Origin of the sequence: Saccharolobus solfataricus (genome assembly GCF_900079115.1) — an archaeon.
Lineage (GTDB): Archaea > Thermoproteota > Thermoprotei_A > Sulfolobales > Sulfolobaceae > Saccharolobus > Saccharolobus solfataricus.
In genome coordinates, this window is the sequence record NZ_LT549890.1 from 1,233,203 (window position 1) to 1,258,264 (window position 25,062).

Genomic DNA, 25,062 nt, shown 5'->3' on the forward strand with positions numbered 1-25,062 from the left:
TTTTACGTATAACATTAACAGCGTAAACTATATAAATTGGTTTAAAAAATTAAATAATAATGACAAGCCAGCATCGGAAAATTTTAAACATCACAGATGAACTATTTTCAAGGTACGATAATAGTGAATCAGATAAAAGAATTGCAATATATTATAGGAATGAAATTTGGACATATAGAAGGTTGATTGATGAAATTAATAGGGTAGGTAATACATTGAAAGACCTAGGTATAGAGAAAGAAAATAGGATCCTAATGATCTCATATGATAGTCCTTATTTCATATCAACGTTCTATGGTGCCGTGAAAATAGGTGCGATACCAGTACCAGTCAACACATATCTAAAGCCAGAAGAATACCTATTTTTCCTAGAGGATACTGAAGCAAAAGTGCTTGTAGTAGAACCAGAGATTTGGAATAAGTTATCACAATCCATTAAGAACAAGACCACTAAACTTAAGCATGTAATTATCTTACCGGGTATGTACAATATGATGGAGAAGATTGAAAGTACGCAATACATACCTCAATCATCATATACGGAGCTTGTATCAAAGGCTTCAGTAAAGCTGGAGGCTGAAAAGACGTCGCCAAACGATATGGCTTTTTGGTTATATACGTCGGGTACTACCGGACATCCTAAGGCAGCACTTCACTTGCATAAAGATATTCTCGTAGTTCTTAATACTTTCGTAAAAAATATACTTAAGATTACAGAAAGAGATAGGTTATTTAGCGCTTCTAAATTATTCTTCGCATATGGATTAGGTAATGGATCTTATTTTGCTTTTGGAAATGGTGCTTCAGTAATTCTAATGCCGGAAAGAGTGGAACCCAAAAGAGTTTTAGAAACGATACATAAGTACAAACCAACTATTTTCTTTGGTGTACCTACTTTATATAATGCAATGTTGCAAGTAGAAGAGTGGAAAAATTACGATCTAAGCAGCTTAAGGTTCTGTGTTTCTGCGGGAGAACCTTTGCCTCCTGCGATATTTAATAGATGGAAGGAAAGGTATGGGATAGAGATCGTAGATGGTATTGGATCCACTGAAGCGCTTCATATTTACATTTCTAATATTCCGGGGAACTGTAAAGCTGGTAGTAGCGGAAAAGTAGTTCCTGGTTATGAAGTGAAAATTGTTGACGAAAACGGTAATGAGGTACCCCCTAAGACAGTAGGCGATCTTTACGTAAAAGGAGATAGTATAGCCATGTTTTACTGGCGTGATTATGAGGCTACTAGAAGGAACATGGTAGGGTTTTGGTTTAGAACTGGGGATAAGTTCTTTAGGGACGAGGATGGTTACTATTATTATGTTGGAAGATCTGATGATATGATTAAAACTTCCGGATTATGGGTCTCTCCAATAGAAGTCGAGGCGGTATTGTTATCTCATCCAGCAATTTTGGAAGCTGCAGTAGTAGGTCTACCAGATGAGGTGGGATTGATAAAAGTAGTAGCATTTGTCACCTTAAAACAAGGATACTCTCCTAGTGAGGAATTAGCTAATAACATTAAAGATTATCTTAAAGAAAAACTGGACCATTACAAGGTTCCTAAGGAAATAAGATTCGTAAATGAGATTCCAAAGACTGCAACTGGTAAAATACAAAGGTATAAATTTAGACTGGGTGAAGTAAAATAAAATTTTTACAGCTATCATAGTACTTATAATACCCAAGAAAATTTTTTAGTATTTATTTAGAGGTTATTATTAATGAAGATACAATCGTTATTCTTTACATTGTATGGAGATTACATAAAAGATGCGGGAGGAACGATAAGTTCCAAAAGCTTGATTATTATTCTTAAAGAATTTGGTTTTTCAGAAGGTGCGATTAGAGCTGGTTTACACAGAATGAAGAAAGCCGGTTTAATAGTCTCTGAAAGGGGAAAAGATAAGAAAATAAGATATAAATTGTCTGAAAAAGGGCTGTTGAGATTACTAGAAGGAACTAGGAGAGTCTATGAAAAGACTAGAAGAAGATGGGATGGCAAATGGAGGATAGTAGTGTATAACATTCCAGAAAATAACAGGGAGGTAAGAGATAGATTGAGGAGAGAGCTAAAATGGTTAGGATTTGGAATGCTAGCTCAGTCAACATGGATATCACCAAATCCTATTGAAGATACGTTAAGGAAATTTATCAATGATCTCTACAACTCGACCAATAGCGTGAAGGTAGACATTTTTGTGGCAGATTATTTAGATCAACCTAATCATTTGGTAGAAAGATGTTGGAATTTAGTTGAAGTCGAACAAGCTTACAAGTCTTTTTTAGAAGAATGGTCTCCAATGCTTAAAAAGGTCAACTCCATGAAAAGTAATGAAGCGTTTGTAACTAGGATAGAATTAGTCCATGAATATAGAAAATTTCTAAATATAGACCCTGATTTACCAGAAGATTTATTGCCCCAGAATTGGATAGGTTATAAGGCATATGACCTCTTCATGAAACTGAGAGAGGAATTAACACCAAAGGCAAATGAGTTCTTTTACAAGGTGTATGAGCCATAAAACTTTATGCTATCATTTAAAAAAGTTTAGTATATACTAATTTTCTTAAATTAAACAATTTTACTTCTTATATCTTATTTAGCAATAGTATTAAATTAAATATAGCTTTTTTTGTATTGTCCCATATTTTTGTGTCAAATTAGTATCATGAAATCCCTCGATATGAAGAATCCAAGCTTATCTTCACCATTCTCCTATAAGGATATGTTAAAGATAATTCCTTGTGTGTTTGAAAAAATATCCTGCGGGCATTGTAATGTTGTCCTATCTATTACGTTAATCTTTTTAGGGAAAATATGGTTCAAAACACCTCTTGGCAGTCAATAATAAAAAATGAGTTAAGCGTTCCGTTGAACCACTTCTCGACATTACAAAATACTGAAAGCCTTGCCCCTTCTAGGGCAGTGAGAAATTAGCAGTGCACTGAAAACCATTAACGTTAGACTTTATCTTAATGGGGGTTAAGGGGGCGGAAGACCCTTCTGTAAGGGATGGATAGCCCCTTATATTTTAAATATTAAGAACTACAGATATACAATTAACGTCTGACGTAGGATTCCGCTTCCGCGCTTATACTAACGAACAAGCATTGAGGGCGTTAAAAGCCCAGTTGAGGCTAGCATGTGAGGTATATAACACCCTACGTTGGGCAGACACCTATTTCTACCAAAGGGATGGGAAAGGACTTACACAGACGGAGTTAAGACAGATGGCCCTTGACTTAAGAAAGCAGGATGAGGAGTACAAACAACTTCACTCACAAGTTGTTCAACAGATAGTAGATCGTTTTTACGAGGCTAAGAAGAGGTTTATGGACGGGCTAGCACGCTTTCCAAGAGAAAAGAAACCGCACAAGTACTACTCGCTAGTTTACTCTCAATCGGGATGGAAAGTGTTGAGCTTAAGGGAAATAAGAAGAAAGAGTAATCACAAGAAGAAGTTAATGAAGCTCTACCTATCTCATCTAGGAGTCTTCAACGTGATAGTACACAGGGACTTCCCTCTAGATAAGGTGAAGAGAATCATAGTGAAGTTAGAGCCGTCTGGGAGAATATACATCATTTTCGTGGTTGATTACGAGTTCAAGGCCCTTCCATCTACTGGAAAAGTTGTCGCGATCGACGTGGGAATTGAGAAACTCGTAACTACCTCCGATGGTCAGTATTTCCCTAACCTGAAGCCTTTTGAGAGGGCCTTAACCAAGGTAAGGGAACTTCATAGGTCTCTTTCGAGGAAGAGATTCCTCTCTCATAACTGGTTCAAAGCTAAGGTTAAGTTGGCTAGGGTTTATGAGCACGTGAAGAACTTGAGGAAAGATATTTACATGAAGCTCGGTAAGTATTTTGCAGAATACTACGATATCGTGGTAATGGAGGATATTAGCGTTAAGAAGCTGGTTGGTAAGTCTCTCAAGGTGAGGAGGAGGCTTCACGATGTTGGTTTTTACGAGTTTAGGACGATACTGGAGTATCAACTAATAAAATACGGTAAGAAGTTCACTCTCGTCGATCCAGCATACACGTCGATGACTTGTGCTAGATGCGGATACGTCAGGGAAGATTTAACTCTCTTCGACCGCGTGTTTGTTTGTCCTAAATGCGGTTGGATAGTAGACCGTGACTATAATGCTTCTCTCAACATCTTACGTAGATCGGGGTCGGAACGACCCTCAGTGTGGAGCTCTGCCTTCTACCGCTGGCAAGGTGGGGCTATGAAGCAGGAAGCCTTGTCCGTTAGGGGAGGGTAGTTCACCAGTATAGGGAGAAAAATATCTTACTAACTTACCTTCTTCGGTATATCTCTCCCCAAGAAGTTTATTATGGATAAAACCAATGGAACAAGGGAATATACCACAATCGACACAATAGCTAACCCCACATTATTACTTATGGAAGGCAGAATGTTCAGTCCCCTAGCTATTGTTGAGAATGGTGAGTTCTGTAGTAGCATAAATGGTAACTCAGTGGAACCCCACGTTGGTAGATACTCTGAAATCATCTCGTAGCTTCTATTGTTGGTTAATAAAGACACGAAGACGAGTACGTCAGATACTATTATTGAGGCTATTAAGATGAATCCACTAATTGTAAAGGATAGATTACTCCTCCTCAGTATTTCACCTATTGCAAAGGCGATGTTTAGGAAGACTAATGTTGAGAATACTACTGAAGAGAAGAGCTCTGGTAATAGTATTAAATCACTTTGTACTCCAAAGAGAAGAGATGAAAGGACTAAGGCAAGCACTACCATGAATAGGTAAATAATTAAAAGTAAGGAGAATGAACCAAGCCACTTCTCCATAACAAATCTCAACCTAGTTATTGGTTTTGATATGAAATAATCTACTGTTCCTTGTTCATATTCTTCTGCCATTGATCCAGAAGCTATCGATATTGCTAAGAAGTGTATTAGGAGGACTTGTGGTAATAGTACCCCAAGAGCCCATAAATAGGGAGATAGGGGAATTATTAATGTCTTCAGTGACTTTGAAGGTACTAAATATATTGCTAAGTAAATGCCGAGTTCAAAGATGAACGTTATTATAGATAGTACTATGACCTTTTTCCTAGCTATTGCCCTTCTCCACTCGTAAAGCATGATCTCAAACATTTCCTAATGCCCTCATGTAAGCCTCTTCCAGGTTTAGGTCAATATAGAAACCCTTTACCTTAACACCACTTGTAACCAAATCCTTTAACAATTCCTCTCTCCTATCCTCATTAAGTTTGGCTATTAATCTATTCCCATCGTTAAATATTCCTTTAACGTATTCTATCCCCTTTAGCACTCCCTCGGCCTTTTCAATTTCGTCCGTTTCTACTACTACTTGTATACCTAAAAACTCCTTAACCATATCCTCAACAGTACCACTAAAAACTATCTTCCCCTTATATATCATGAATATTCTATCAGATAGCTTCTTTACATCCTCTAACTCGTGAGATGTCATCAAAATGGATACGTTATCTTTTCTCTTCAACTTGTTTAGTAGCTCTCTTGTCTTCAGAGAAAAGATAGGGTCAATTCCCATATTTGGCTCATCCATTATTAGAATAGAGGGATTCCCAAGCAAGGCTTCAGCAATTGCTATTCTCTGAACCATTCCCTTACTGTACTTAACTATGGGATTATTTGCGTAATTCTCCATTTCAACAAATTCCAAAACCCTATTCACCTCACTTTTGTCCACTCCCCTTATCTTAGCTGAAAGTTCTAGCACTTGCTTTCCAGTAAGAAATGGTGGGTAATTGGGAATTTCTTGAACGTAGCCGACTTCCTTAAAGATTCTCTTACTCTTGAAAGGATTTTCCCCAAGTATTTGCACTTCTCCCCTATCTGGCTTCATGAGAGTGAGTAGGATTCGGATAAGTGTGGTTTTTCCCGCACCATTGGGGCCTATAAGTGAGACGAATTCCCTTTTCTTAACCTCTAATGAGACATTATCTAAGGCTATTTTATTGCCGTATTTCTTGACAATATTGCTTACAACGATCATTTTACTATATATAATAATTCATAATCCTGTTTAAAAGCGTGTGTAATAGCGTGTTTGCAAAAAGTTTATTTGTTAACCAAAAGACTATAATGTATGAATGCGAAAATACCCATTATTTTAACAGTTATTATTGTAGTCTCTGCGTTCATTGTAGTCTTCGCCAGCACGCATTCGACCACTCAAGAAAACTCTACGGCTGACGCATTCCACTACACTACATTAGGTGAAATACATACGTACAACATCTCACCTGTAACCAATTTCATCCTATATTATGTTAATAATACTAATACAACACTTGCGTTATCACTGGCATCTCAAATAATTGGTAATGGTACAACAAATTTCATATCATTTAATAACACCTTCGCAACAATAGGCTATTTTAAGGCTTCCACTCCCTTGTCGTCATTTGCATTCACAATAATAAACAAAACGCTAGTGAAAAATGGCTTTATTTACGGTCAATATAATACCTTACTTTATGATTATAAGAACACTACCGCGTTTGGATTTGATGGATATTACTTTTATATTATTAAGGACAACGCTAGCGTCAACACTACCCTATTTCTCCTAAAGTATCTTTACACCTCACAGAAGGTATCTGCACCTCAACCATCCAGCAATGTAATAGCCTATGGTAACACATCTTACGGTAGTTTTCAATTACTTTCATCAAATAGCCAACTAATATTGAAGGGTACTGGTAACTTCAGTAACGTGACTAAACTTTTGAAGTACTTCAATATAACCATAGGTAACTTTACTGTTGCAGGGAAAGTTGTTTATAATAACGCTACTGTCGTAATCTATTCAATAAGTGCCACTTACGATAACAAGAGCCTATTCGTGATGATAGGGATAAACAAACAAGAGAATTACGGCGTTGCTGTAATATCTCATCAAGAAATAAGCTTAAGCGAGATATTGAAAGAATTATAATTTTTTCTTTTTTCTTTAAAAAAAGAACTGTTTACATTAATATTCTATTATTATTTTGTACCGAGATCAATCCTATTTTATTGAATTAAGGATGCGGAAAGAAATTTCACTCATTTTAAATACTTGCATTCATTATCACTGCTTTCAATTAATCATTATATGTACAATTTACGTAAAAAACTATCGTGAAAGCTCAATAAAGCTCAATAAATTTGTAACTTATACTAATATTATTTAAAACTAACTGTCCATAAATACTATGCCCACTACTCTTTTGCTAACGTAATCTGAAACGAGCTCATAAATGAGTTAAAATTCCTCAAACCTTAGCTATTTTTTTATACTCTCTAACCAAGGAATATATTAGATGAGACTACTATTAACCATTGACACCTTCCGCCAATTTTTGCCCTTTCAAAATGAAAAGATCATAGTAATTGGAGTCATGGAAATTGACCACATTAATAAGAGAAAAGATTTCCGCTTCTTCACGGAATGGGATCTGGGTAATGAAAAAGAAATGATTACGAAATTTTATGAATACTTAAAGGGAAAAATTAGTGAAGTTGGATCAAACAACTTGAACTTCTTTAGCGGGAAAAGCAAAATCCTCGAAAGATTATTTGTAGTGGGTTTCAACATCTTACGCTTTGACATACCGATTTTAACACAGAAGGGAATAGAGTACTCAATAGGAACAGTTTCAGAATTGAACTTATTATGGAGTAGCTTAGTCGTAATAGATTATCTTCAAGCAATGCTACCTTATAATAAGATGAAAATTAAGGGTATGAGTTGGGAGAGATTCAGCTACATATTGAGAACCACTGGATATAAGGTACCTAGAATTCCCTCAAGAGGTTCGCAAGTAAAGGAGTTATACATAAAAAAGGACTACGAAAGTATCCTTAAGCGTAACAAAGCTAAACTTTTAACACTCTACTCTGCCAGTAAGATCTTTGAAAAAGAGAAGATCTAATCATTTTTAACCTTTCTTCCCAGAAGCTTATATAACTCCTTTTCAGCCTTAGCCATTTCACTCTGCGTAGCTAATTCCCATAATCTATAGAATACTGGATAACCAGCTTGTTGCTCCAAAGACCACTCCTTAGCGAAACTACCATCCCATATATACTTAGCTTCATTCTCAACAATTCTCCTTACCACGTCATAATACTTGAACATTCTTGTTAAAGTACCGTATTGGCTAGTAGTACTGTGATGCACCATTTGGTTAAATATTCCCTCTTCAGCAATTAGTCTAGCGATTTCCGCTAACTCTCCAGAAGCGTAAAACTCCAATAACGCAGCTTCTGGAGATACTCCATATTCCTTTACGGCAATGTCATAACAAGCCTTTATTGCCCCAAATAGTATTGGTACCCAAGTGTGCTCACTCATTAAGTCCAATAACGCCTCCTCCTCAAATGAGGAAATCACAGCAATCCCACCTGGTATCGCACCTATACCCTTAGCTATTGCTTTAGCGTAGTCCCACGCCTTTCCAGACGCATCTTGTTTAACTCCTAACAGTACAGGGTAACCTTTACCTTGCTTGTGCAAATCCATAATCCCCTCCCCAACCATTCTGGGAGCAACCATTATAGTATCAACACTTTTAGGGGGTCTAATGAGCCCAAAAGCTACATTATACCCGCTTGCAAAATCTAACACGAACTCCTTTTTCCCTTGTAAAACTGGAGCTATCTTCTTTTCATAAACTTCTTTCATTACTTCATCTGGAATTAAAAGCAACGCGACATCGGACCTCCTCACTGCTTCATCTATCTCGTAAACTTCAAATCCTTCTTTCTTAGCCAATTCATAATATTTATCCTTAACATTTCCTACAATAACGTTTAGACCATTTTCCCTCATGATAGTAGCTTGAACCCTTCCTTGATTGCCGTAACCAATTACACCTATTGTCTTTCCCTTTAACGGATCTAAATTCGCATCTAAAACTGTTTTATCCATAAAAAAGTACTGGAGTACGAAAATAAAAATATGAATCCGTACTTATAAGGATGAAGAAGAACCTATCTTCCTCACTTGATCCATTGCCCACATCATTGGACAATATCCACCACACATAGTACACGCTTTAACCTTCGGAATACCAAACTGAGTGTAGACTTGATAAGCTCTTTGGGGATCTATGAGCCTAGAAATCATATTATCCCACTCTAACTTACCCCTATAATAGCTAACCTCATCATCCCATTTCCTAACTCTTCTCCCTAACTTAACCACATCACCAGCGTGAGCTGCAATTCTGTAAGCAATTGCCCCTTCCTCAACTTGTTTAACAGTTGGCAATCCCAAATGTTCGGCTGGAGTCAAATAGCACAATAGATCTGCACCAGCAGCTGATGATATTGCAGCACCTATTGCAGAGGCTATGTGATCGTATGGTGCACCGACATCTATCGGCAAAGGACCTAAAACATAATATGGTACACCACCAGTTAACTTCTTCATCAATTTCACATCCCATGCTATTTCATTTAATGGTACGTGTCCCGGACCTTCTACCATTACTTGCACACCCTCCTTTAACGCACTTTTAACCAGTCTGGCCGTTTCCAAAAGTTCACCAACTTGAAATTCATCATGAGCATCCCCCGTTGCTCCAGGTCTCAATGCATCACCTAATGAAATCACTGCGTCATATTCCTTAAACATCTCCAGTAAGTAGCCCCAGTGCTTCCTATATGGATTTTCAGAATTATTGTGTATCATCCAACCAGCTATCATATCCCCTCCCCTTGATACTATTGGAATTATCCTATTGCTCTTCAACGCCCTTATGGCTAATTCCTTAGTTATCCCAGCGTGAATTGTCATAAAGGCTACTCCATCCTTTAAGTGCTTCTCCACAGTACTCAGTAATTCATCCTCAGTGAAATACGCACCACCAGATTTCTTCTTAAAGGACTCTATGAAAACTTGATAAACTGGTACTGTACCAACAGGCAATTCAGACGCCCTTATTATCTCCCTCCTTATGTCATCTAAATCACCTCCAGTCGATAGATCCATTAGTGTGTCTCCCCACCTATTAGCAACCTTTACCTTCTCCAACTCCATTTGTAGATTTACAACTTCATCCGACGTTCCAATGTTTATGTTAACTTTAGTGGTCAACCCTTTACCAATTGGCACCAACTTTTTGCTAGGATACTTAGCGTTCCTAATTAGGATTATTTTACACTCACTTATCCTATTTCGCACCTTCTCTACTGGAATTCCCTCAAGCTTACTAATTTCCTTCATCTCGTCTGTTATTTGGCCACTTCTTGCTTCCTCTATTATGGCCATAAGAAATATTCATATAAGTGAGTTATAAACCTTACTATATACTATAAGATGGGAGAATCTCCTAGTAGCTAGAACTATTCAATTTGAATCATCACTACGTAGTATTTTTCATCCTTCTCCTCTATTGTGAACAATAATTTTGTTAATTTAGTATTAAGTCATATACAGCATTAGCTTATTTTCAATTCAGCATACGATTTAGATGTTGAAAGAGGAAGAGAAAATCTAACAATTCTTAATCTTCATCAAAATTTTCGTTACACAGTTACTACTTAACGAGAGTGGTTTGAAGGAAGAATTTAAACTTAAAATGAGAGAAACTGTTGTCCTCACTCTATGGTGTAAAAATTTTATTTATATAGAAAACTAATGATTATGTATGAATTGGAAAGTAACAATAAAAAATACTATTGAGGAATTAGCGAAGCTCAAAAAAGATGTTAAAATAGAGAACGAGGGAGATCCAGAACATGAACTATCTGATGCAGAAGATAAAGTTATGAAAATAGAGTTGGAGGAAGAGTTTAAGCCAACGATGTACTCCTTATACGAATTTAAATCACTTAACGATAAAAGAATAGCGTCAATAGACTCCTCATCAAGGTATTTGAGGGACTTCTCAGTTAACACATGTCTTATCGGTCTTTCAGTATATAGTAATAGAGAAGGTTTCATAGATGGTCCCTTTACTGTAGATATCCCATATATCGGAATCAGTAGTTATAGGGAAATATTGGAAAGCTTAAAAATTGATGACATTAACGTTAGGTACAAGAATGTAGTGAACTACTATTACGTTAACGAGCCTAATAACGAATATAAAATCGACGATATTGCGGATGAGTTGAGATTAGAAGCGGAAAACGTTGGGCTTAAAAGGGTTATTCAGAACCACGATATAGTTATTATTGACGGTCCAATATACCCAACACCATTGGAGCTAACTGAGGAAATAAACTTAGAGACAGAAGCTAGGAGAAAGCATAGATTAGCTTATGCCAAGCTAGTAAATGAGAGAATAGAATTACTAAACAATAACGTAATTGGAGTAGTGAAAAGATTAGAGAATTCAAAGAAGCTTTGGAGAGTTAAGGAAATTAATGAAACAATAGGTAACGTTAAAAGGATGAAGGACGTAACGATTATTGAACTAATAGACGAGCGTCTTTGTAGGAAAAACTATGAGTACGTATGCACTATAGGCCCATTTAAAATTGAATATGCCCTAGAGGTTAAAGATGAAGATGGGAGAAATGTTATAGAAAAAGTTCCAACTAAGTACGCTTATTATGTCATCATTAGAAAAAAGTACTTCCCACCAACTTTTCTGAGAATAGAGAGTACTAATAAGAACCTAGACATCTCTCCAGTTTTATCTAGACTAACGGAGAGACTAATGCCCACTTACATTGAAATCGTTGATAGGAGAAGTAAGAGAATATCGGCATCACTCTTTTTATACGCATACGAGATTGCCTCCAATTACTTAAACATCATTCACGACGATAAAATGGGCTACCTTAGCGTAATCTCACAGTTCACCTCTGAATAGTCTTTATGGGAACCTCACTGAAATATATGGAATACACTATGGCCAATCCCGGTGTTGCATGCCTTAGAAAATCCTCATATTCCTCCAACCCTAATCTCCTCAGTACATGACTCTCATTTCTCATAACGACTTTAGTATTGGTAAGTTGAAGAACCAAGGGATTTAAGTCCTCGGGGACATGAGTGGCTAAAACTACCCCTATGTTCCTAACCCTACCTAGCCTCATTATCCTATTTATTAACCCCTCTACAATGTCCTTTGATACATTCTCTTGATCAGTCTGCGGGAAGTACTCGTGGGCTTCATCCATTATTACCAAAGTTAACTTAGTCGTCTCCTTCATCTTATATAGTTCATCCTTCCAGTTGAAGAAATCCTCTAGAAGCTTATACGCTATAGTGGCAACTGCCTCTATTGACGCTGATCTATTCATAACCCAACTTAAATCCACTACTACATCACTATATGACGAAAAAACGTCTTTAGGCTTAAAGTCCACAGTACCGGGCACGGTGAAAATACCGTAACTATCATAAGCCTTTAAGGTTCTTAAAATGGCCTCTTTAGTCTGGTAGGGAACATCAAGGCGTTTCATAGCCTCTTCGAAAGCCTTCCCCATATTAATGGTCAACATCTTTTTACTCCCATCATAAGAGGAAAATTGTTTAGATTTAGATCCAGAGACCATCTTCAAATCGTAAAACCCGCTGATCTTTCCAAGTAGGGATCCCGGGGTTAGTCTATCTCGTAGGAAATCGCTTAGCTGATCTTCGTAAAAGGTCTGTTTCTTATCAGCTAGCTCATAAAGGTCATATCCAATTATTTCAAACATGTTATTCACAATGGCCTCCCAATACATTGAAGCCTTTGGAGTGAAATACGGAGTAATCTTATTGAAATTTTTTAGAACAGAATAGAAGTTTATTGAATAGGGTATGAGGAATACCTCTGATCCATTACATTCCTCTAAAACTCCATCCTCTTTAACGTCTAGTATATTATCACAATCATACCAATTGGCGAATTTTTCGGCGTGATCCTTTAGCGATATCGATCTTGAAGCCTCCTCAACTACTGGCATAATTACCGCAAATCCCCTTCTCTTTTCAATTAAGTAGTTAATGAAATCCCCTTGCCTATCGAAAATGAAAGTACCCTTATCGATTTCCTCACTGCTTATCATACTTTTTAACAAAGTAGTTTTTCCAGACCCAGTTGTGCCTAAAATTAACGTATGATGCCTTAGCGTATATTCGTCAAGTCTAACGCTAGCATCAGTCTCCTCTCCTCCTGAAAATATTTTGCCTATAGTTATGCCCCTACTTGGAATATTCAAGATCTTTTCTATTAAATCGTGGTTTGGAATGAAGACTGGACTTTGAGGATCAACTGGAGAAACTGGTGGTCTTATTTTTCCGTTCTCAATCTCAGCAATTGGCTTTAGCTCCACATAAGTTGTGGTAATAATGGTTGTTGGATCCTTAGGATAGCTCAATTCCCTAATTCCTAACTTAGATAGGGCATCAGCCCTTGTTATGGCACGAACTTGTCCTAAAATTGTAACTGGCCTAGTTATACTTCTAATGGCTAAATATTGACCTTTCTTTACATCGGAGTTTAGATAATCCTCAAACGCTATATCAACACCAATCAACTCATTATCCTTAAGGCTAACACTCTCAAATCTAGTTATTCTACCAATTAGTTTACCGAATTTTTTCGCATCTGCTTCAGCTTCGTTTAGTTTATCCCCTAACTTCTTTACTAACTCTTCCACAAATATAAAAAATGTAAGTGAAAAATTAAAGCATTTTCGTCTTCAAACTATAGATATGCTTAGTAGATCTGTTGAATATTTTTCCATTCAATTAATGATAAGATGTACAATTTATGTTTGCTATCTCTCTTAACTCTTAGTGGAAATTCAACAATTCCACAAGAAGCAGTGTAGATGAGGAAAAGGATCAAGAACTATAACTTTGTTCATGTCTTTATACATTTGACTCGTTTGTTTTCTTGAAACTAAATGTGAATGGCAATTTCATTCATTTCAGACTCAGTTTAAATTCTTCCGAACTACATTAGTTAAGTGCTTTAATTGTGTGACAAAATCCTTGGCAAATGGTTTAAAATTGTTACATCCTCTCCTCGTCAACATCTAAATCTTATGTTAAATTGAAAAATAACGAATACCTTTTATGGCCGTTGTTTTACACACTCCTTAGAAATACTTTAGCCTTACCCTCTCTCTTTTTTGAAATATTTTCTTTGTCATGATAATAAAGAAGATAAAGGGAGTAGTGGTGTCATTTCCTTCAGAGAGGATAATGAGGGAGATAGTAGAAGAGTTAAAGGAAGATGAAAGCAAGAACAAGAAGTGAATTAACTTTTTTATTGTCCTCCTTTTTCTTTTTTCCATTTTTCTATTAATCTATTAAATTTATTTATATTATCTGGATTTAGTGTCCCTATAGTGGATCTTAAAACTTCAACGAACTTATATATATCAGAATTGTTGTCATCAAGACGGGAATATATATCCAGCGCTGTCTTTAAGCTAGCCGGTGAGATATTAAACTTTATTACCTTATCTTCTTTTTCATTTAGATTAACTCTAAGATATTTTACAAGATCCTTAACTTTATTCTTAAAGTCCTCACTAAAAGAAGCGTAAGTTTTAAGAAATTCATCTAAATCTTCGGTTTCTTTCGGATAATCAAAGTAAATTATCACGAACCTTCTTGCCAGCGCATCTCCAACATAAAACAGATTTCTAGCATCGACTAAGTTTATTGTAGCAATAATTCGTATTCTTTTTAATGGTTCATTCTCTCTACTCTCCCTCTTTAACTTCTCATATATTTCTAAGAAACTCTTGGTTACATTATCTATATTATCTCCATAACTCTTAATTTCCTCTATTAGAGCATTGGGAATTGACCATTCGCTAGGATATGGAGTAGAAAATATTGTCATTAATTCTCCAAATGCCTTATCAACGTCAGCCCTATTCAATTCATCAATTACGACGTAATAGTTCCCATCCTTTATTCTTGCAGCATTTACGTAAGCTTCAATGAAAAGCCCGCTCTTCCACATTACAGATCCCTCTCTTATACTTTCTCCTCCTATCAAATTCCTTCTAAACCAAAGTGAATTGGCAGTAGCTACTTCATAACAGTTATCATTATTACCAGTTAAAGCTCTCACAGTCCTTATAGCTAAGCTAGTTTTTCCAGTACCAGGTGGGCCAGCTAGGAGTACATTAGTAGTTTGTAGAGCTTTCAGTATAATGTTAACTGAATCTTGAGGAATATAGAAACCATTAAGATCTATTTGTGCGTTTTTATTACAAACTACTTCCTCTGATAGGTATTCTTTCTGAGTACTGAAACGAAACTTAGAATAAAATTCTAAAGTAGACCTAATTTCCTCTTTCTTCGATAGAATAAATTGTTGAAAAGCTTTAACTGCATCATTATTGTCTTCTGTATAGCATTGGTTTGATTGATTATTAACCCCTTCTAACTTATAATCTTCTCCCACCCATTTATTACTGTCATTATAGTTTTTTCTTATGCTTTCGTGAAGCCAAAATATTTTTATTCTAAATCTTACTATCCAGACTTTGTCACCTTCCTTCCATCCTTTAAAATTCCTCATCGCGTCCTTTGTGATATCCGTTACTACTCCGAATCCAATAATGCCTAGCTCTTTTGTTCTTAGAAGGGCTACCAGTATTTTATCGTTCTTAATTTCTATTTTATTTTTATTCTCTGTATCATTTTTCTTATCTTTTCTCTTCTTATCTTCTCCAAAATAGATTTCGTCATACCTGTTTAAAATGCTACTAATATTGCTACGATTTTCAGCCGAAGCACCCCATAAAGTATATCCTAATTCTCCATAAAAAGAATATTTTATAGATTCTACCCAATGAGATTTTTCACCTATAAAGAAGCAAGGAACAAAATTTCCTTTTTCAATATAATCGAGAAAAGTTTGCGCACTATCTTGAGAGTCTAGTAATTTTTTGAACTTGTCTCTGACTACTAACCAATCACCATACACAAAAAAGGGTAGGTAGTCTTGTATTTAAATGTGTTCTTTCATTATCTTATCGATCTTCGATAAATTATTTTCATCTGACTCCAAAGGATCGATGATAATCATATATAATAAATGACTATTATACCAAAAGTCTAGTATTCCGCTTTTTGCTCTGGCAATCCCATCCAATTCCATTGTAGCCTCATCTTCGTTATCGAAGTTAATTTGTTTAATTTCCAATCCAGGATAAACTAATACTGCTAATGAAGGATCATATTCATAAGTATAAGCCATAATTTTGAATCTACCCATTGTAATATAACTAACTTTAGATGAGTACTTACATTCAAAGATAATCGGCCTTTCGTTAACAAGAGAAATATCCGGTCTTCCCTTATATTTCTCTATATCCTCTATATAATCAACCTTTCTTAGAGAGGATTGGCTAAGTGAGGCATTAAATATTATACTTAACCTCCTATTACCTCTTATAGCTATATATTTCTCTTCCTCCTTCTTTATTTCATAACCTTTAGATTCAAGGTAATTTACTACTAAGTAGAATACATAAAGCTCATATAATTTCCACATGATGAATTTTATTAATTTCTTGTTTATAGGCCTCTTGGGTGTCCTTATCCCTACCTTAATTTCCTCTAATTCTTTAGCCGTATAATACGCTTTGTATGCTCGTAATAACCAATCTGGGTCAGTATAGGACGGATCTCTAAAATAACCATCCGGAAATTCCTCCTTGATTTTATCGAGCTGAGAAAAAGTCTGGTCGAAATCATCCAAAAAATTAAAGTAACGAGGTACTTGTTCTTTTCTTACTTCAATTTTACTTCGTTTTTCCTTAATAATGGAATAAATTCTTCTCGTAATATAGCCTAAGATTCCATATTCTGGAGCATTATATCCCTCGGTAAAGCTATGATAGGCTACCAAACCCATAGAGTATACCGGAATACTTAGGTCTACATTCAACTCACCATAAAGGTCATTGGAGTATTCAATTGAAAATTCTCTATAGGTTAATCTACTCTTTTTTGCATCCTCTGCAGATCTTACTACACTAGCTGTTATTAAGTACATAAGGTAATAATAAATATATGATAGTGTATAGTCATCTAGAGGGACTTCCTCAGTTCCATTAAAAGTTGAGAGCAACTTTTCAACATCTAAGATCCCCTTATATTGTAGATAATAACTTCCAACCTTTTTTAGAAGCGCCCTATCTCTCCTATTCACATAAACTAATATGTTCTGGAATATTTAACCATAGATTCCTAAGTCATCATAAGTATGAATAACAATTTTATTAATTCAGTACAAATCATATGAAGTGTTAATTCATCTTCAATTTAACGTATGATTCAAATGTTGAAAAGAGAAGAGGAGGCAATTTTTAATTCTTTTTCAAAAATTTTATTACATAACTAAAGTATCTGATAAATGTGGCATTAGAGAAATTTAAACTTAGTTTCAAATGCATGAAATCGTTATCCATTCTTAGGATTAGAAAAGTATTACAAACTTAAATTGAACATTTTTACATAAATTGAAAGGAACATAACAGTAGTGTGGTGGTAAAAAACAACTGATCGATAAATCAGTATTCTTAAGAACGGTTTTATGTTTACGATGTTACTGGTTATTATTTCCAAGCAAGTCTTAATAAAGGGAAAAAATTATAACTTCTGGGGCAGAAGTTGAATTCTGGGGCAGAAGTTGCTATTTGATGAAAGGCCTAAAGAAAACAGAGAAGACTTGTTTGATAGGGAAAAAGAGATTAAAGAAATAATGAGTAACATTAACAGGCCTTTGATTTTAATCACTGGAGTCCGAAGAATAGGTAAAACATCAGTATTAAAAGTCGCACTTAATGAGATAAAAATACCCCATGTCATAATAGATTGTAGAAACTTACGCCCTAACTACAGTAGAGGGGATCTATACTCACTATTCTCTAACGCTTTTTCATCAAAACTATCCACCTTCCTTGACGTGCTAAGTAAGATAAGAGGGGTTAGCATTTTAGGTAACAGCGTTGAACTAAAATGGAAGGGTAGAGAATACGTCAGTTTATCAGATCTTTTTGATCATTTGAACGAGAAAAGGATAGTAATAGGGATTGACGAAGCTCAAAAATTGAGGGGACCATTATCAAATGAAATAAAAGAAGCTATTGCTCATGCTTACGATTATGACAAAAACTTAACCTTTATTTTAACGGGCTCTGAGGTGGGACTACTTCATGACTTTTTAGGAGTAGAGGACCCCGGGTCACCGCTCTATGGTAGATACTATTTCGAGATAACGTTAGAAAGGTTTGATAAAGAAAAGAGTAGGCAGTTTTTAAGAAAGGGTTTCGAGGAGTTATCATTAAAGGTCGAGGAGAATGTAATACAAGATATCATCGCAATGGTTGATGGTATCCCGGGATGGTTAACTTTAGCAGGTAATCAATATTTCAATAATAGGGATTTGAAAAGAGTAAAGGATCTGGCAATAAACGTTGCTTTGAACGAAATTAACAGCTTGATCTCGGTTAAAAATAACGTCTCTCCCATTGTAGCAAAACGTTACAGAACAGTCCTAAGGTGTATAGCTAAGGGAATGAATAGTTGGAGTAAGATACTCAATTGTGTACAAAATGAGGAAGGTAGTACAATTTCCACTAGTGTTCTTAGTAACATTCTAAATACTTTGAAGAAATTGAGCATCATCGACGAAAATTACCGATTTTTAGACCCAGTTTATAAGGAAGCGTCTAGGATGCTTAGAAATTAATTTATAATTTTAAGTATTTCAACTCTTTTTTGAGAAAATCGTATCATTATATTGGTATATTCAGGACAATCTTGACCTTATATTAGGGACTTACTAGTTAACCTATTATTCATTTAGGTTTTACCTCCTTGGTGAGATGATTTGGCCATTCGTCAAAAGACTCTATTACAAATGCTAAAAGCCTTGCCCTTCTAGGGGCTGGGATGAAAGTCTAAATACACCCTTTCTTCTTAAAATATTTCGTGGCTAGGAGGAGGGGTAAGAAAAACCCAATCAGAGCTACTGTTGCAATGAAGATTGGCCTCACTCAATCTCTCCTAGACCTATCAAACAACTATGTTAAGCATTAAGGTATTTGTTATTCTGGTTGAAAGAAAAAGGGGTGAATCATAACCAGAACAAGAAGAAACTCCTCGATTTAGTCCACCAAAGTGTTGGCGAACTACCAATATTGGTTATCCCAGAAACTTAAAGGAGTACTTGAACTGGAGAATGAAGGAAACTAAGCTTGTTATTAAAGGTGATGAGGCATACCTTAAAGTCGTTTTTGAGAAGGAAAGGGAAGAGATAATACCAAAGGAGAGTGTAGCAGTAGATATAATATGGATGACGTTGTAGTTGGGAAAGACGATGTTAAATACGTTAGGATCCCAACTAGACTGGCTGAGGCTCATCATTGGAAGTCATTAGCTGAGTCCCTACAAAGAAAGTATTCAAGGAGGTGGAGGAGTAATAGAGAGATTCTATTGAGGATTCGTTCTTTTCATTTGAAGGCTAGGAGGATTATGGAGGATTTTGCAAGGAAAGTTGGTAAGTGGGTTGTTGATGAAGCCAAAAGGATGGGTGCTAATGTGGTTAAGTTAGAGAGGTTAACTAATATGATTAAACGTTAGTGCTTTCAGAAAGTTTATAGCTTTAGGCAAAGGATATACCACTAGATCATAGTCTAAGAACTTTTCCAAAATACTAGTGTGAGGAACCTTTCGTCGGGGTTTAGGGATCGTCTCTATTTAATGCCGTATCGCCGTGTTCAGTATTGGGTTGAGTGGGAGGCAATGAAGTGTGGTCTTCTAGTAGAATTCGTTAACCCTAAGTGTTCTTCTGTCCTATGCCCTAAGTTTGGGAAAAAATGGAGGAAAGCGTACATCGTTGATTTCATTGTTCTTGTGGTTATGAGAATGATCGTGATGTTATTGCTGTAGTTAATCTTAATGGGAGGGGGTCTCTGACTCTCTTGACTGCTCCTCAGATGAGACCCGAATCGATAAGGGGAACCGCCATTTATGGCGTTGAGAAAGTCAGAAGACTAAACAATGAAGGTAAAGAATTTGTTCGAGAATATTAAACACTTAAAAAGAGAAGTGTGTCACTTCAAGGAGGTCAAAGGAGAGACTCGGAGGACATGCGTTAGAGAAGTTACTAGTTGCAGCGTGGTTGACGATGGATAATTTGTATTTCAACTAGAACTAATTATGCTAGCATTTCCAGTATTTCTTATTCTTCATAATTCATTAATATACTATTTATAAAGTCAGAAAAGCAAAGCAGATCTTCTTTCAACATTCTATTTTAAGATAAATTTATAATGTGATGTTACTACTATAAAAACTATGAAAGATTCTATTGAAACTTATAATAATGTTATTCTCTATATTAAGTTGCATTTAGTTAAAGGCCTAGAAAACTCTAGGAAAGGCCATAATATGTTTAAGCCATATGTAACAAGTCACTTAGTAGTAAGTAAAAAATAGAGGAGTTCACCTATGCCATTACCAGTAATACTACATGAAACTACTCAAGTTAAAGATTTAGTTACTGCATATAGGGAAACGTTTAATGAATATCCTTCTGTTGAACAAGAAAACACGTGGAGAAGGCTCTTAGATATACTTAAAGGCCTTAATATATCTCATCCTATAATCATGGAATATCCAATATTTACAGAAAGAGTTGACACTATCTTTGTAGATAAAAATAGAGCCTTAGTAGTTGAGGCTAAGGGTTGGAAGAAAGTAGAACGAATAGATGATCTCACTATTAAGGCTGATGGAGAGCTTCACTTAGATCCATGTTATCAACTAAACAACTATGTGACTAAATTAAACACTTTCCACTCCTCAAGTATAAAATTTGATGGTACGCTCTTCCTTTATAACACTATGGACTATTCCTCCTCGGAATGTGAAGTGTTAAGAAACCCTAATGATCTGAAGAAGAAACTTGATAACTATTCGCCGGGAGGCATACAAGATGCTGACAAAATAGTAAACGGGAAGTTTGTATTAACCAAGGACTTCATTAAATTTGTTGCTGAAGTAAAAGAACATTTAAAAGGGAACGTGGCTAAGGCAATTTTACCTTATGGTTTTGGTCTAACAGAGGAACAAGGTTTAATCTTAAGCAAAGTTTTGAAAGCTCTTGAAGATAAAGATGTGAAGAAGAACTTTCTTATAAGAGGTGGTAGTGGGTCTGGTAAGAGCTTATTAGCCGTGACTATCTTCCTTGAAGCGTTTAGTAGGGGCTATTTCACTATCTTATCTTATGTGAATCAAAGATTACTAAATACCATAAGATTACTACTAGGTGGAAGTGAAAGGAAACGTAAAGAAGGTAATATTTACAGAAGTAAAGCACAAGCTTTATCCCAGTTTATTATGTTTTACTCGACGGGTTATGGTTTCGGAGTGGGAGAGGAGAAGTTCCCGGAGTGGTTTAAGAAAACCTTTGAAAGAGATGTAGACGATATAGACTTAATCGTATTTGACGAAGCCCAAAGGATGAATGTTAACGTAATAAAAAATTCTTCAAGAGGAAGGGTTAACGTGTATTTTTATGACGACTCTCAGATATTATTAGGAGATGAAGAGGGGACTGAAGAGACCTTTAAAAAGTATCTTACCAACGTGGAAGAATACCAATTATCCTCATCTATAAGGGTACCAAAGGATTATATAGAGGCAGTGAAAGGCTTACTTGAAGGGAGGAAAGTTACGGTAAGGGGCTATGATTTTAGGATCTTCAATGATGTAATGAGTATGATAAATGAATTAAAGAAAAGGAAAGACGAGGGCAGAAAAGTGGCGTTAATATGCAGCTTCACGGAATCTGTGGGTGATAAGAAAAATAAGACAAAGTGGACTTTAGAAAACATAAGGATAGGGTATCCGTTACAATCTGGTTTCGATCTTTACAAGAATACCAGTTTAAGGGTTAAGTGGCTTATGGATGAGAAAACTGAATATCCTAAATACTGGAGAGGAGAATTAGATCCCCTACAATACTGTGCCTCAGTATATGGTGCGCAGGGATTTGAGGCAGATTATGTGGGAGTTGTATGGGGAAGAGACATGATATGGAGGGATAGTTGGACCGTCAATCCAGACCTTACACCTATTACGGATTATGTGGGTGGAAGGGATTCCTTAAAAAAAGTGTTAAAAAGACACAAAACAAAGGCGCTTAAACTACTAAAGAATAGATATTACATTATGTTAACCAGAGGGATAAGAGGAGTTTATCTCTTCTTCGAGGACCGTCAAACTGGTGAGAAAGTAGATGAATTAGTTGAGGTTATGTAGTTTATACTATCGGTTAGCTGAGTATTTTTAGAACGTCCGTTATTATCATGATAGTAGTGGAATATGAAGGTCTTAAAGTATACTTGAAAGATGAGGAAAGTCTCAACACTTTTCTGTTAAAATACGGAATTAGTAGAGATGAAGTAAAGATAGTCTATTATTAGAGACTTGACTAACAATTTTTTGCCTACAGAGATGAGTGTGGATAGCTGGCTAGATTTGGGTTTTCAAGAACTCTTAGACGGTTTACTGTTTGCAGTATATTTAGCAAGAGCTTCTATAACTGCTGGTTATAGCGTAGGAAGGGATCAAATTGATGAAAGCTCTTAGGGAAAGTTATAGATCATCAAGAAGAGATTGTGAATCTTATGAAAAATTTGCTGAAATCAATAAAGAACTCATAAAGAGGATGAATTAAATGACTTTATAGAGGAAGGTGAACTTCTCCGCCCTCACGATGGAGATTTCCTGCTTCTCAGATTAACCTCGATCCCCATAGCGGAGGTTCCAACGAACTGTTCTGTAATGCCCCGTGTGGAAGAGAGGTTACGGAGGGTTTGCTCTCCACAGGCGTCAAGGTTAGTCCCAAGGATATGACCCTAGCGCTTCCAGCCAAGGTTTGATACATTTTATCATTTTTCCACTAATAAACGTTTCCAGGGCTATCCATCCTTACGGAAGGGGATTTTCGCCCCCTAACTTCTGATAAGTTAAAAATACAGCTAGGAACGCATTATCAAGAAACAAAAGTGAATGGCTTCCTTCTTGCATTCACTAAGATATGTCTTCTATTAGATATCGAATAAGACGACTGCTTGAGAACATTCCAAATTCTAAAATGCCTCTTGAATCTTCTGATTTTACATAAAGTATACTATAAAAATGTTTTTTAAACCGGAGAGCGGTAATTAAATTAATGATTGCAAAAGTATATTCATGTTTAGGTCCCATATATATTAAAATTGCAGAAGAGAAATGTGATGACATGGATAAAGTAATATCTGACTGGAAATATGCGTGCCTTATAGAATTCTTCGATGAGGAAGGGAATTTAGTGGAGTCAATAGATCCCAAGGAGTTATGAAAGAAAATAAGGGGGTAAAAAGAACTTTATTAAGGGCGATTCAGGTCTTCTTTGCGAATTGTAATTTGTTAATAATGTCGATATAAAAATAACATTAGTAATAATACATCTCTACTATTAGTAGTTTTTCATCCAATTGAATTCGATCAATCTTTGAAATAAAGTGGGTTTACATTGAATACTTAAATCACCGCTATTTTAATACTTTCTGTTTTGCCTCTACAAACTGTTCAGCTTCAGTGGAACCTTCCATTGCAGTAGTGGACGCTTCTCCCCCAGACGCTATTGTTAACACTAGGTCAAAGTAATCTGTTCCAACCTCTCTCTGGTGGCTTACTGCAGTATAGCCTTCTGCTTGTGCTTGGAACTCTAACTCTTGTAGTCTTACATATGCTGGCATTCCTTCATTTCTATATGCTCTCGCTAATTTGAATGTATGGTAGTTAATTAAGTGCCAACCTGCAAGAGTAATGAATTGGAATTTATAGCCCATTTCTCCCAATTCGTTCATGAACTTGCTAATTTTAGAATCATCCATAAATTTCTTCCAGTTAAATGAGGGGGATAAATTGTACGCTAACATCTTACCTGGATAATGAGTGTGAATAGCCTCAGCAAATTGTCTAGCCTCTTCCAAATCTGGCTTAGAAGTCTCAAACCACAATAGGTCAGCATAGGGTGCATAAGCTAATCCTCTAGCTATGGCGTATTCAATACCACCCTTTATCTCATAATATCCCTCTGATGTCCTCTTTCCTGTTAAGAATTGATTATCAGTCTCATCTACATCGTTAGATAAGTATTTAGCATTCAGTGCGTCTGTCCTTGCTATTAGTATTGTTGGTACTCCTAATACGTCAGACGCTAGTCTTGCAGCGTTTAGTACTCTTATAAATGCACTTATAGGGATCAGAACTTTCCCTCCTAAATGGCCACACTTCTTCTCTGCTGCTAATTGATCTTCGAAATGTACCCCTGCAGCCCCTGCCTCTATTAAGGCTTTTGTTAATTCGAAGGCGTGAATTGGACCACCAAAACCAGCTTCAGCATCTGCAACAATAGGCAGTAAATAGTCAATATCATGTTTACCCTCACTCCAAGATATTTGATCAGCCCTTATAAGGGCGTTATTTAACCTCTTTACTAGGTTTGGAACGCTGTTAGATGGGTATAAGCTTAAGTCTGGATAAGTTTGATTTGATAAGTTGTTATCTGCAGCTACTTGCCATCCACTTACGTAAATAGCCTTAAGGCCCGCCTTTGCCATTTCCACTGCTTGGGAACCCGTTAATGCCCCAAATGTTGCCACATAGGGCTCAGTATTTAGTAAGTTCCAAAGTTTGTGAGAGGCTAACTTAGCTAAACTATACTCAATTCTAATAGATCCTCTTAATTTAACCACATCCAAGGGCTTATAATTTCTCTTTATTCCTCTCCACCTTGGATCTTCAGACCACTCATATTCGAGACTTTTCTCCTCTTCAATCCATTTATCTCGGATGTTCATTTTTTCATCCTAATCTATATACACATATTTTAATATATAAACTTTAGCATTAATAGTTTATGTCTTTCCCTATCCAATTTAAAGATATTTTATCAACTTCTTGGCAAGGTCTAAAAAGTATTTATATTTTAAGGAATTTATAGTCAACATTTCCATGTAATATTGACAAAAAGAAATCTTTTAATACGTCCTAAAAAGCGAAATTATAGTTAGA

19 protein-coding genes and 1 pseudogene are annotated in these 25,062 nt (G+C 36.0%); 11 read left to right on the forward strand and 9 right to left on the reverse strand.

Annotation, left to right across the window (positions count from 1 at the left end; all coding sequences use genetic code 11):
- The first annotated feature begins 59 nt into the window (after window positions 1-59).
- The 3 genes from SSOP1_RS06955 (at window position 60) to SSOP1_RS06965 (ending at window position 4,269) form a co-directional block, all read left to right on the forward strand.
- Entirely contained in the window at window positions 60-1,649 is a 1,590-nt protein-coding gene (locus tag SSOP1_RS06955; protein WP_010923307.1) for a benzoate-CoA ligase family protein, read from the forward strand.
- Between the two features lie 72 nt (window positions 1,650-1,721).
- Window positions 1,722-2,522 (forward strand): transcriptional regulator PaaX, encoded by an 801-nt coding sequence (locus SSOP1_RS06960; RefSeq protein ID WP_010923308.1) that lies wholly within the window; start codon window positions 1,722-1,724, stop codon window positions 2,520-2,522.
- Window positions 2,523-3,054: 532 nt separating this feature from the next.
- Window positions 3,055-4,269 carry an RNA-guided endonuclease InsQ/TnpB family protein gene (locus SSOP1_RS06965; protein WP_063492791.1) on the forward strand — a complete coding sequence of 405 codons (1,215 nt, stop codon included), beginning with the start codon at window positions 3,055-3,057 and terminating at the stop codon, window positions 4,267-4,269.
- 29 nt (window positions 4,270-4,298) lie between these two features.
- Here the strand turns inward: SSOP1_RS06965 and SSOP1_RS06970 are convergent, their stop codons facing one another.
- Window positions 4,299-5,132, reverse strand: coding sequence for an ABC transporter permease (locus SSOP1_RS06970; RefSeq protein WP_010923313.1), 834 nt, complete (start codon window positions 5,130-5,132; stop codon window positions 4,299-4,301).
- The gene (locus SSOP1_RS06975) at window positions 5,125-6,018 is read right to left on the reverse strand and encodes an ABC transporter ATP-binding protein (RefSeq protein ID WP_010923314.1); all 894 of its coding nucleotides are present in this window, start codon (window positions 6,016-6,018) and stop codon (window positions 5,125-5,127) included. Before SSOP1_RS06975 ends, SSOP1_RS06970 begins: the two co-directional genes overlap by 8 nt.
- Before the next feature lie 93 nt (window positions 6,019-6,111).
- Here SSOP1_RS06975 and SSOP1_RS06980 point away from each other — a divergent pair, with 93 nt between their 5' ends.
- Together SSOP1_RS06980 and SSOP1_RS06985 are read left to right on the forward strand one after the other, a co-directional pair.
- On the forward strand, window positions 6,112-6,963 hold the full coding sequence (locus SSOP1_RS06980) for a hypothetical protein (protein WP_010923315.1): 852 nt from the start codon (window positions 6,112-6,114) through the stop codon (window positions 6,961-6,963).
- A gap of 367 nt (window positions 6,964-7,330) precedes the next feature.
- Window positions 7,331-7,942, forward strand: coding sequence for a 3'-5' exonuclease family protein (locus tag SSOP1_RS06985; protein ID WP_010923316.1), 612 nt, complete (start codon window positions 7,331-7,333; stop codon window positions 7,940-7,942).
- Here SSOP1_RS06985 and ilvC read toward each other — a convergent pair.
- The gene (gene ilvC, locus SSOP1_RS06990) at window positions 7,939-8,940 is read right to left on the reverse strand and encodes a ketol-acid reductoisomerase (protein ID WP_010923317.1); all 1,002 of its coding nucleotides are present in this window, start codon (window positions 8,938-8,940) and stop codon (window positions 7,939-7,941) included. The genes SSOP1_RS06985 and ilvC overlap by 4 nt on opposite strands.
- A gap of 42 nt (window positions 8,941-8,982) precedes the next feature.
- A complete protein-coding gene (gene thiC / locus SSOP1_RS06995; RefSeq protein ID WP_010923318.1) occupies window positions 8,983-10,284 on the reverse strand; it encodes a phosphomethylpyrimidine synthase ThiC in 1,302 nt (433 codons plus the stop codon).
- A 379-nt stretch (window positions 10,285-10,663) separates the two neighbouring features.
- Between thiC and SSOP1_RS07000 the strand changes: the two genes are divergently transcribed.
- Window positions 10,664-11,836: a DNA double-strand break repair nuclease NurA gene (locus SSOP1_RS07000; RefSeq protein WP_010923319.1), complete on the forward strand. Its 1,173-nt coding sequence runs from the start codon at window positions 10,664-10,666 to the stop codon at window positions 11,834-11,836.
- On the opposite strand, the gene SSOP1_RS07005 is transcribed toward SSOP1_RS07000, so the two are convergent.
- The 3 genes from SSOP1_RS07005 to SSOP1_RS07015 all read right to left on the reverse strand — a co-directional run bounded on the left by SSOP1_RS07005 (window position 11,823) and on the right by SSOP1_RS07015 (window position 17,137).
- Entirely contained in the window at window positions 11,823-13,613 is a 1,791-nt protein-coding gene (locus SSOP1_RS07005) for an ATP-binding protein (protein WP_010923320.1), read from the reverse strand. The genes SSOP1_RS07000 and SSOP1_RS07005 overlap by 14 nt on opposite strands.
- A 614-nt stretch (window positions 13,614-14,227) precedes the next feature.
- Window positions 14,228-15,907, reverse strand: coding sequence for an McrB family protein (locus tag SSOP1_RS07010; protein WP_010923321.1), 1,680 nt, complete (start codon window positions 15,905-15,907; stop codon window positions 14,228-14,230).
- A gap of 24 nt (window positions 15,908-15,931) precedes the next feature.
- Window positions 15,932-17,137, reverse strand: a complete 1,206-nt coding sequence (locus SSOP1_RS07015) for a hypothetical protein (RefSeq protein WP_010923322.1) — start codon at window positions 17,135-17,137, stop codon at window positions 15,932-15,934.
- Between the two features lie 480 nt (window positions 17,138-17,617).
- Here SSOP1_RS07015 and SSOP1_RS07020 point away from each other — a divergent pair, with 480 nt between their 5' ends.
- The 4 genes and pseudogenes from SSOP1_RS07020 (at window position 17,618) to SSOP1_RS16955 (ending at window position 22,587) form a co-directional block, all read left to right on the forward strand.
- Entirely contained in the window at window positions 17,618-18,679 is a 1,062-nt protein-coding gene (locus tag SSOP1_RS07020) for an AAA family ATPase (protein ID WP_063492792.1), read from the forward strand.
- 290 nt (window positions 18,680-18,969) lie between these two features.
- Window positions 18,970-20,024, forward strand: a pseudogene (locus SSOP1_RS17615) (zinc ribbon domain-containing protein).
- 418 nt (window positions 20,025-20,442) lie between these two features.
- Window positions 20,443-22,257: a DUF2075 domain-containing protein gene (locus SSOP1_RS07035; RefSeq protein WP_010923326.1), complete on the forward strand. Its 1,815-nt coding sequence runs from the start codon at window positions 20,443-20,445 to the stop codon at window positions 22,255-22,257.
- A 183-nt stretch (window positions 22,258-22,440) separates the two neighbouring features.
- Window positions 22,441-22,587 carry a hypothetical protein gene (locus tag SSOP1_RS16955; protein WP_158011698.1) on the forward strand — a complete coding sequence of 49 codons (147 nt, stop codon included), beginning with the start codon at window positions 22,441-22,443 and terminating at the stop codon, window positions 22,585-22,587.
- A gap of 145 nt (window positions 22,588-22,732) precedes the next feature.
- Here the strand turns inward: SSOP1_RS16955 and SSOP1_RS16960 are convergent, their stop codons facing one another.
- Complete coding sequence (locus tag SSOP1_RS16960) at window positions 22,733-22,885, reverse strand: hypothetical protein (RefSeq protein ID WP_158011699.1); 153 nt, start codon at window positions 22,883-22,885, stop codon at window positions 22,733-22,735.
- 288 nt (window positions 22,886-23,173) lie between these two features.
- Between SSOP1_RS16960 and SSOP1_RS17390 the strand changes: the two genes are divergently transcribed.
- On the forward strand, window positions 23,174-23,341 hold the full coding sequence (locus SSOP1_RS17390; protein WP_164671528.1) for a hypothetical protein: 168 nt from the start codon (window positions 23,174-23,176) through the stop codon (window positions 23,339-23,341).
- Window positions 23,342-23,534: 193 nt separating this feature from the next.
- Here SSOP1_RS17390 and aceA read toward each other — a convergent pair whose 3' ends face one another.
- A complete protein-coding gene (gene aceA / locus SSOP1_RS07040; protein ID WP_010923328.1) occupies window positions 23,535-24,848 on the reverse strand; it encodes an isocitrate lyase in 1,314 nt (437 codons plus the stop codon).
- Window positions 24,849-25,062: the final 214 nt, after the last annotated feature.

Excerpts from the sequence above, each read along its gene's own strand:
- SSOP1_RS07000 (WP_010923319.1), top strand. The coding sequence starts at position 10,664 with ATGAATTGGAAAGTAACAATAAAAAATACTATTGAGGAATTAGCGAAG.
- SSOP1_RS16960 (WP_158011699.1), bottom strand. The coding sequence starts at position 22,885 with ATGTATCAAACCTTGGCTGGAAGCGCTAGGGTCATATCCTTGGGACTA.
- SSOP1_RS06970 (WP_010923313.1), bottom strand. The coding sequence starts at position 5,132 with ATGTTTGAGATCATGCTTTACGAGTGGAGAAGGGCAATAGCTAGGAAA.
- SSOP1_RS07035 (WP_010923326.1), top strand. The coding sequence starts at position 20,443 with ATGCCATTACCAGTAATACTACATGAAACTACTCAAGTTAAAGATTTA.
- SSOP1_RS06980 (WP_010923315.1), top strand. The coding sequence starts at position 6,112 with ATGAATGCGAAAATACCCATTATTTTAACAGTTATTATTGTAGTCTCT.
- ilvC (WP_010923317.1), bottom strand. The coding sequence starts at position 8,940 with ATGGATAAAACAGTTTTAGATGCGAATTTAGATCCGTTAAAGGGAAAG.
- SSOP1_RS06955 (WP_010923307.1), top strand. The coding sequence starts at position 60 with ATGACAAGCCAGCATCGGAAAATTTTAAACATCACAGATGAACTATTT.
- SSOP1_RS17390 (WP_164671528.1), top strand. The coding sequence starts at position 23,174 with ATGATTGCAAAAGTATATTCATGTTTAGGTCCCATATATATTAAAATT.
- SSOP1_RS06960 (WP_010923308.1), top strand. The coding sequence starts at position 1,722 with ATGAAGATACAATCGTTATTCTTTACATTGTATGGAGATTACATAAAA.
- SSOP1_RS06975 (WP_010923314.1), bottom strand. The coding sequence starts at position 6,018 with ATGATCGTTGTAAGCAATATTGTCAAGAAATACGGCAATAAAATAGCC.
- SSOP1_RS06985 (WP_010923316.1), top strand. The coding sequence starts at position 7,331 with ATGAGACTACTATTAACCATTGACACCTTCCGCCAATTTTTGCCCTTT.
- aceA (WP_010923328.1), bottom strand. The coding sequence starts at position 24,848 with ATGAACATCCGAGATAAATGGATTGAAGAGGAGAAAAGTCTCGAATAT.
- thiC (WP_010923318.1), bottom strand. The coding sequence starts at position 10,284 with ATGGCCATAATAGAGGAAGCAAGAAGTGGCCAAATAACAGACGAGATG.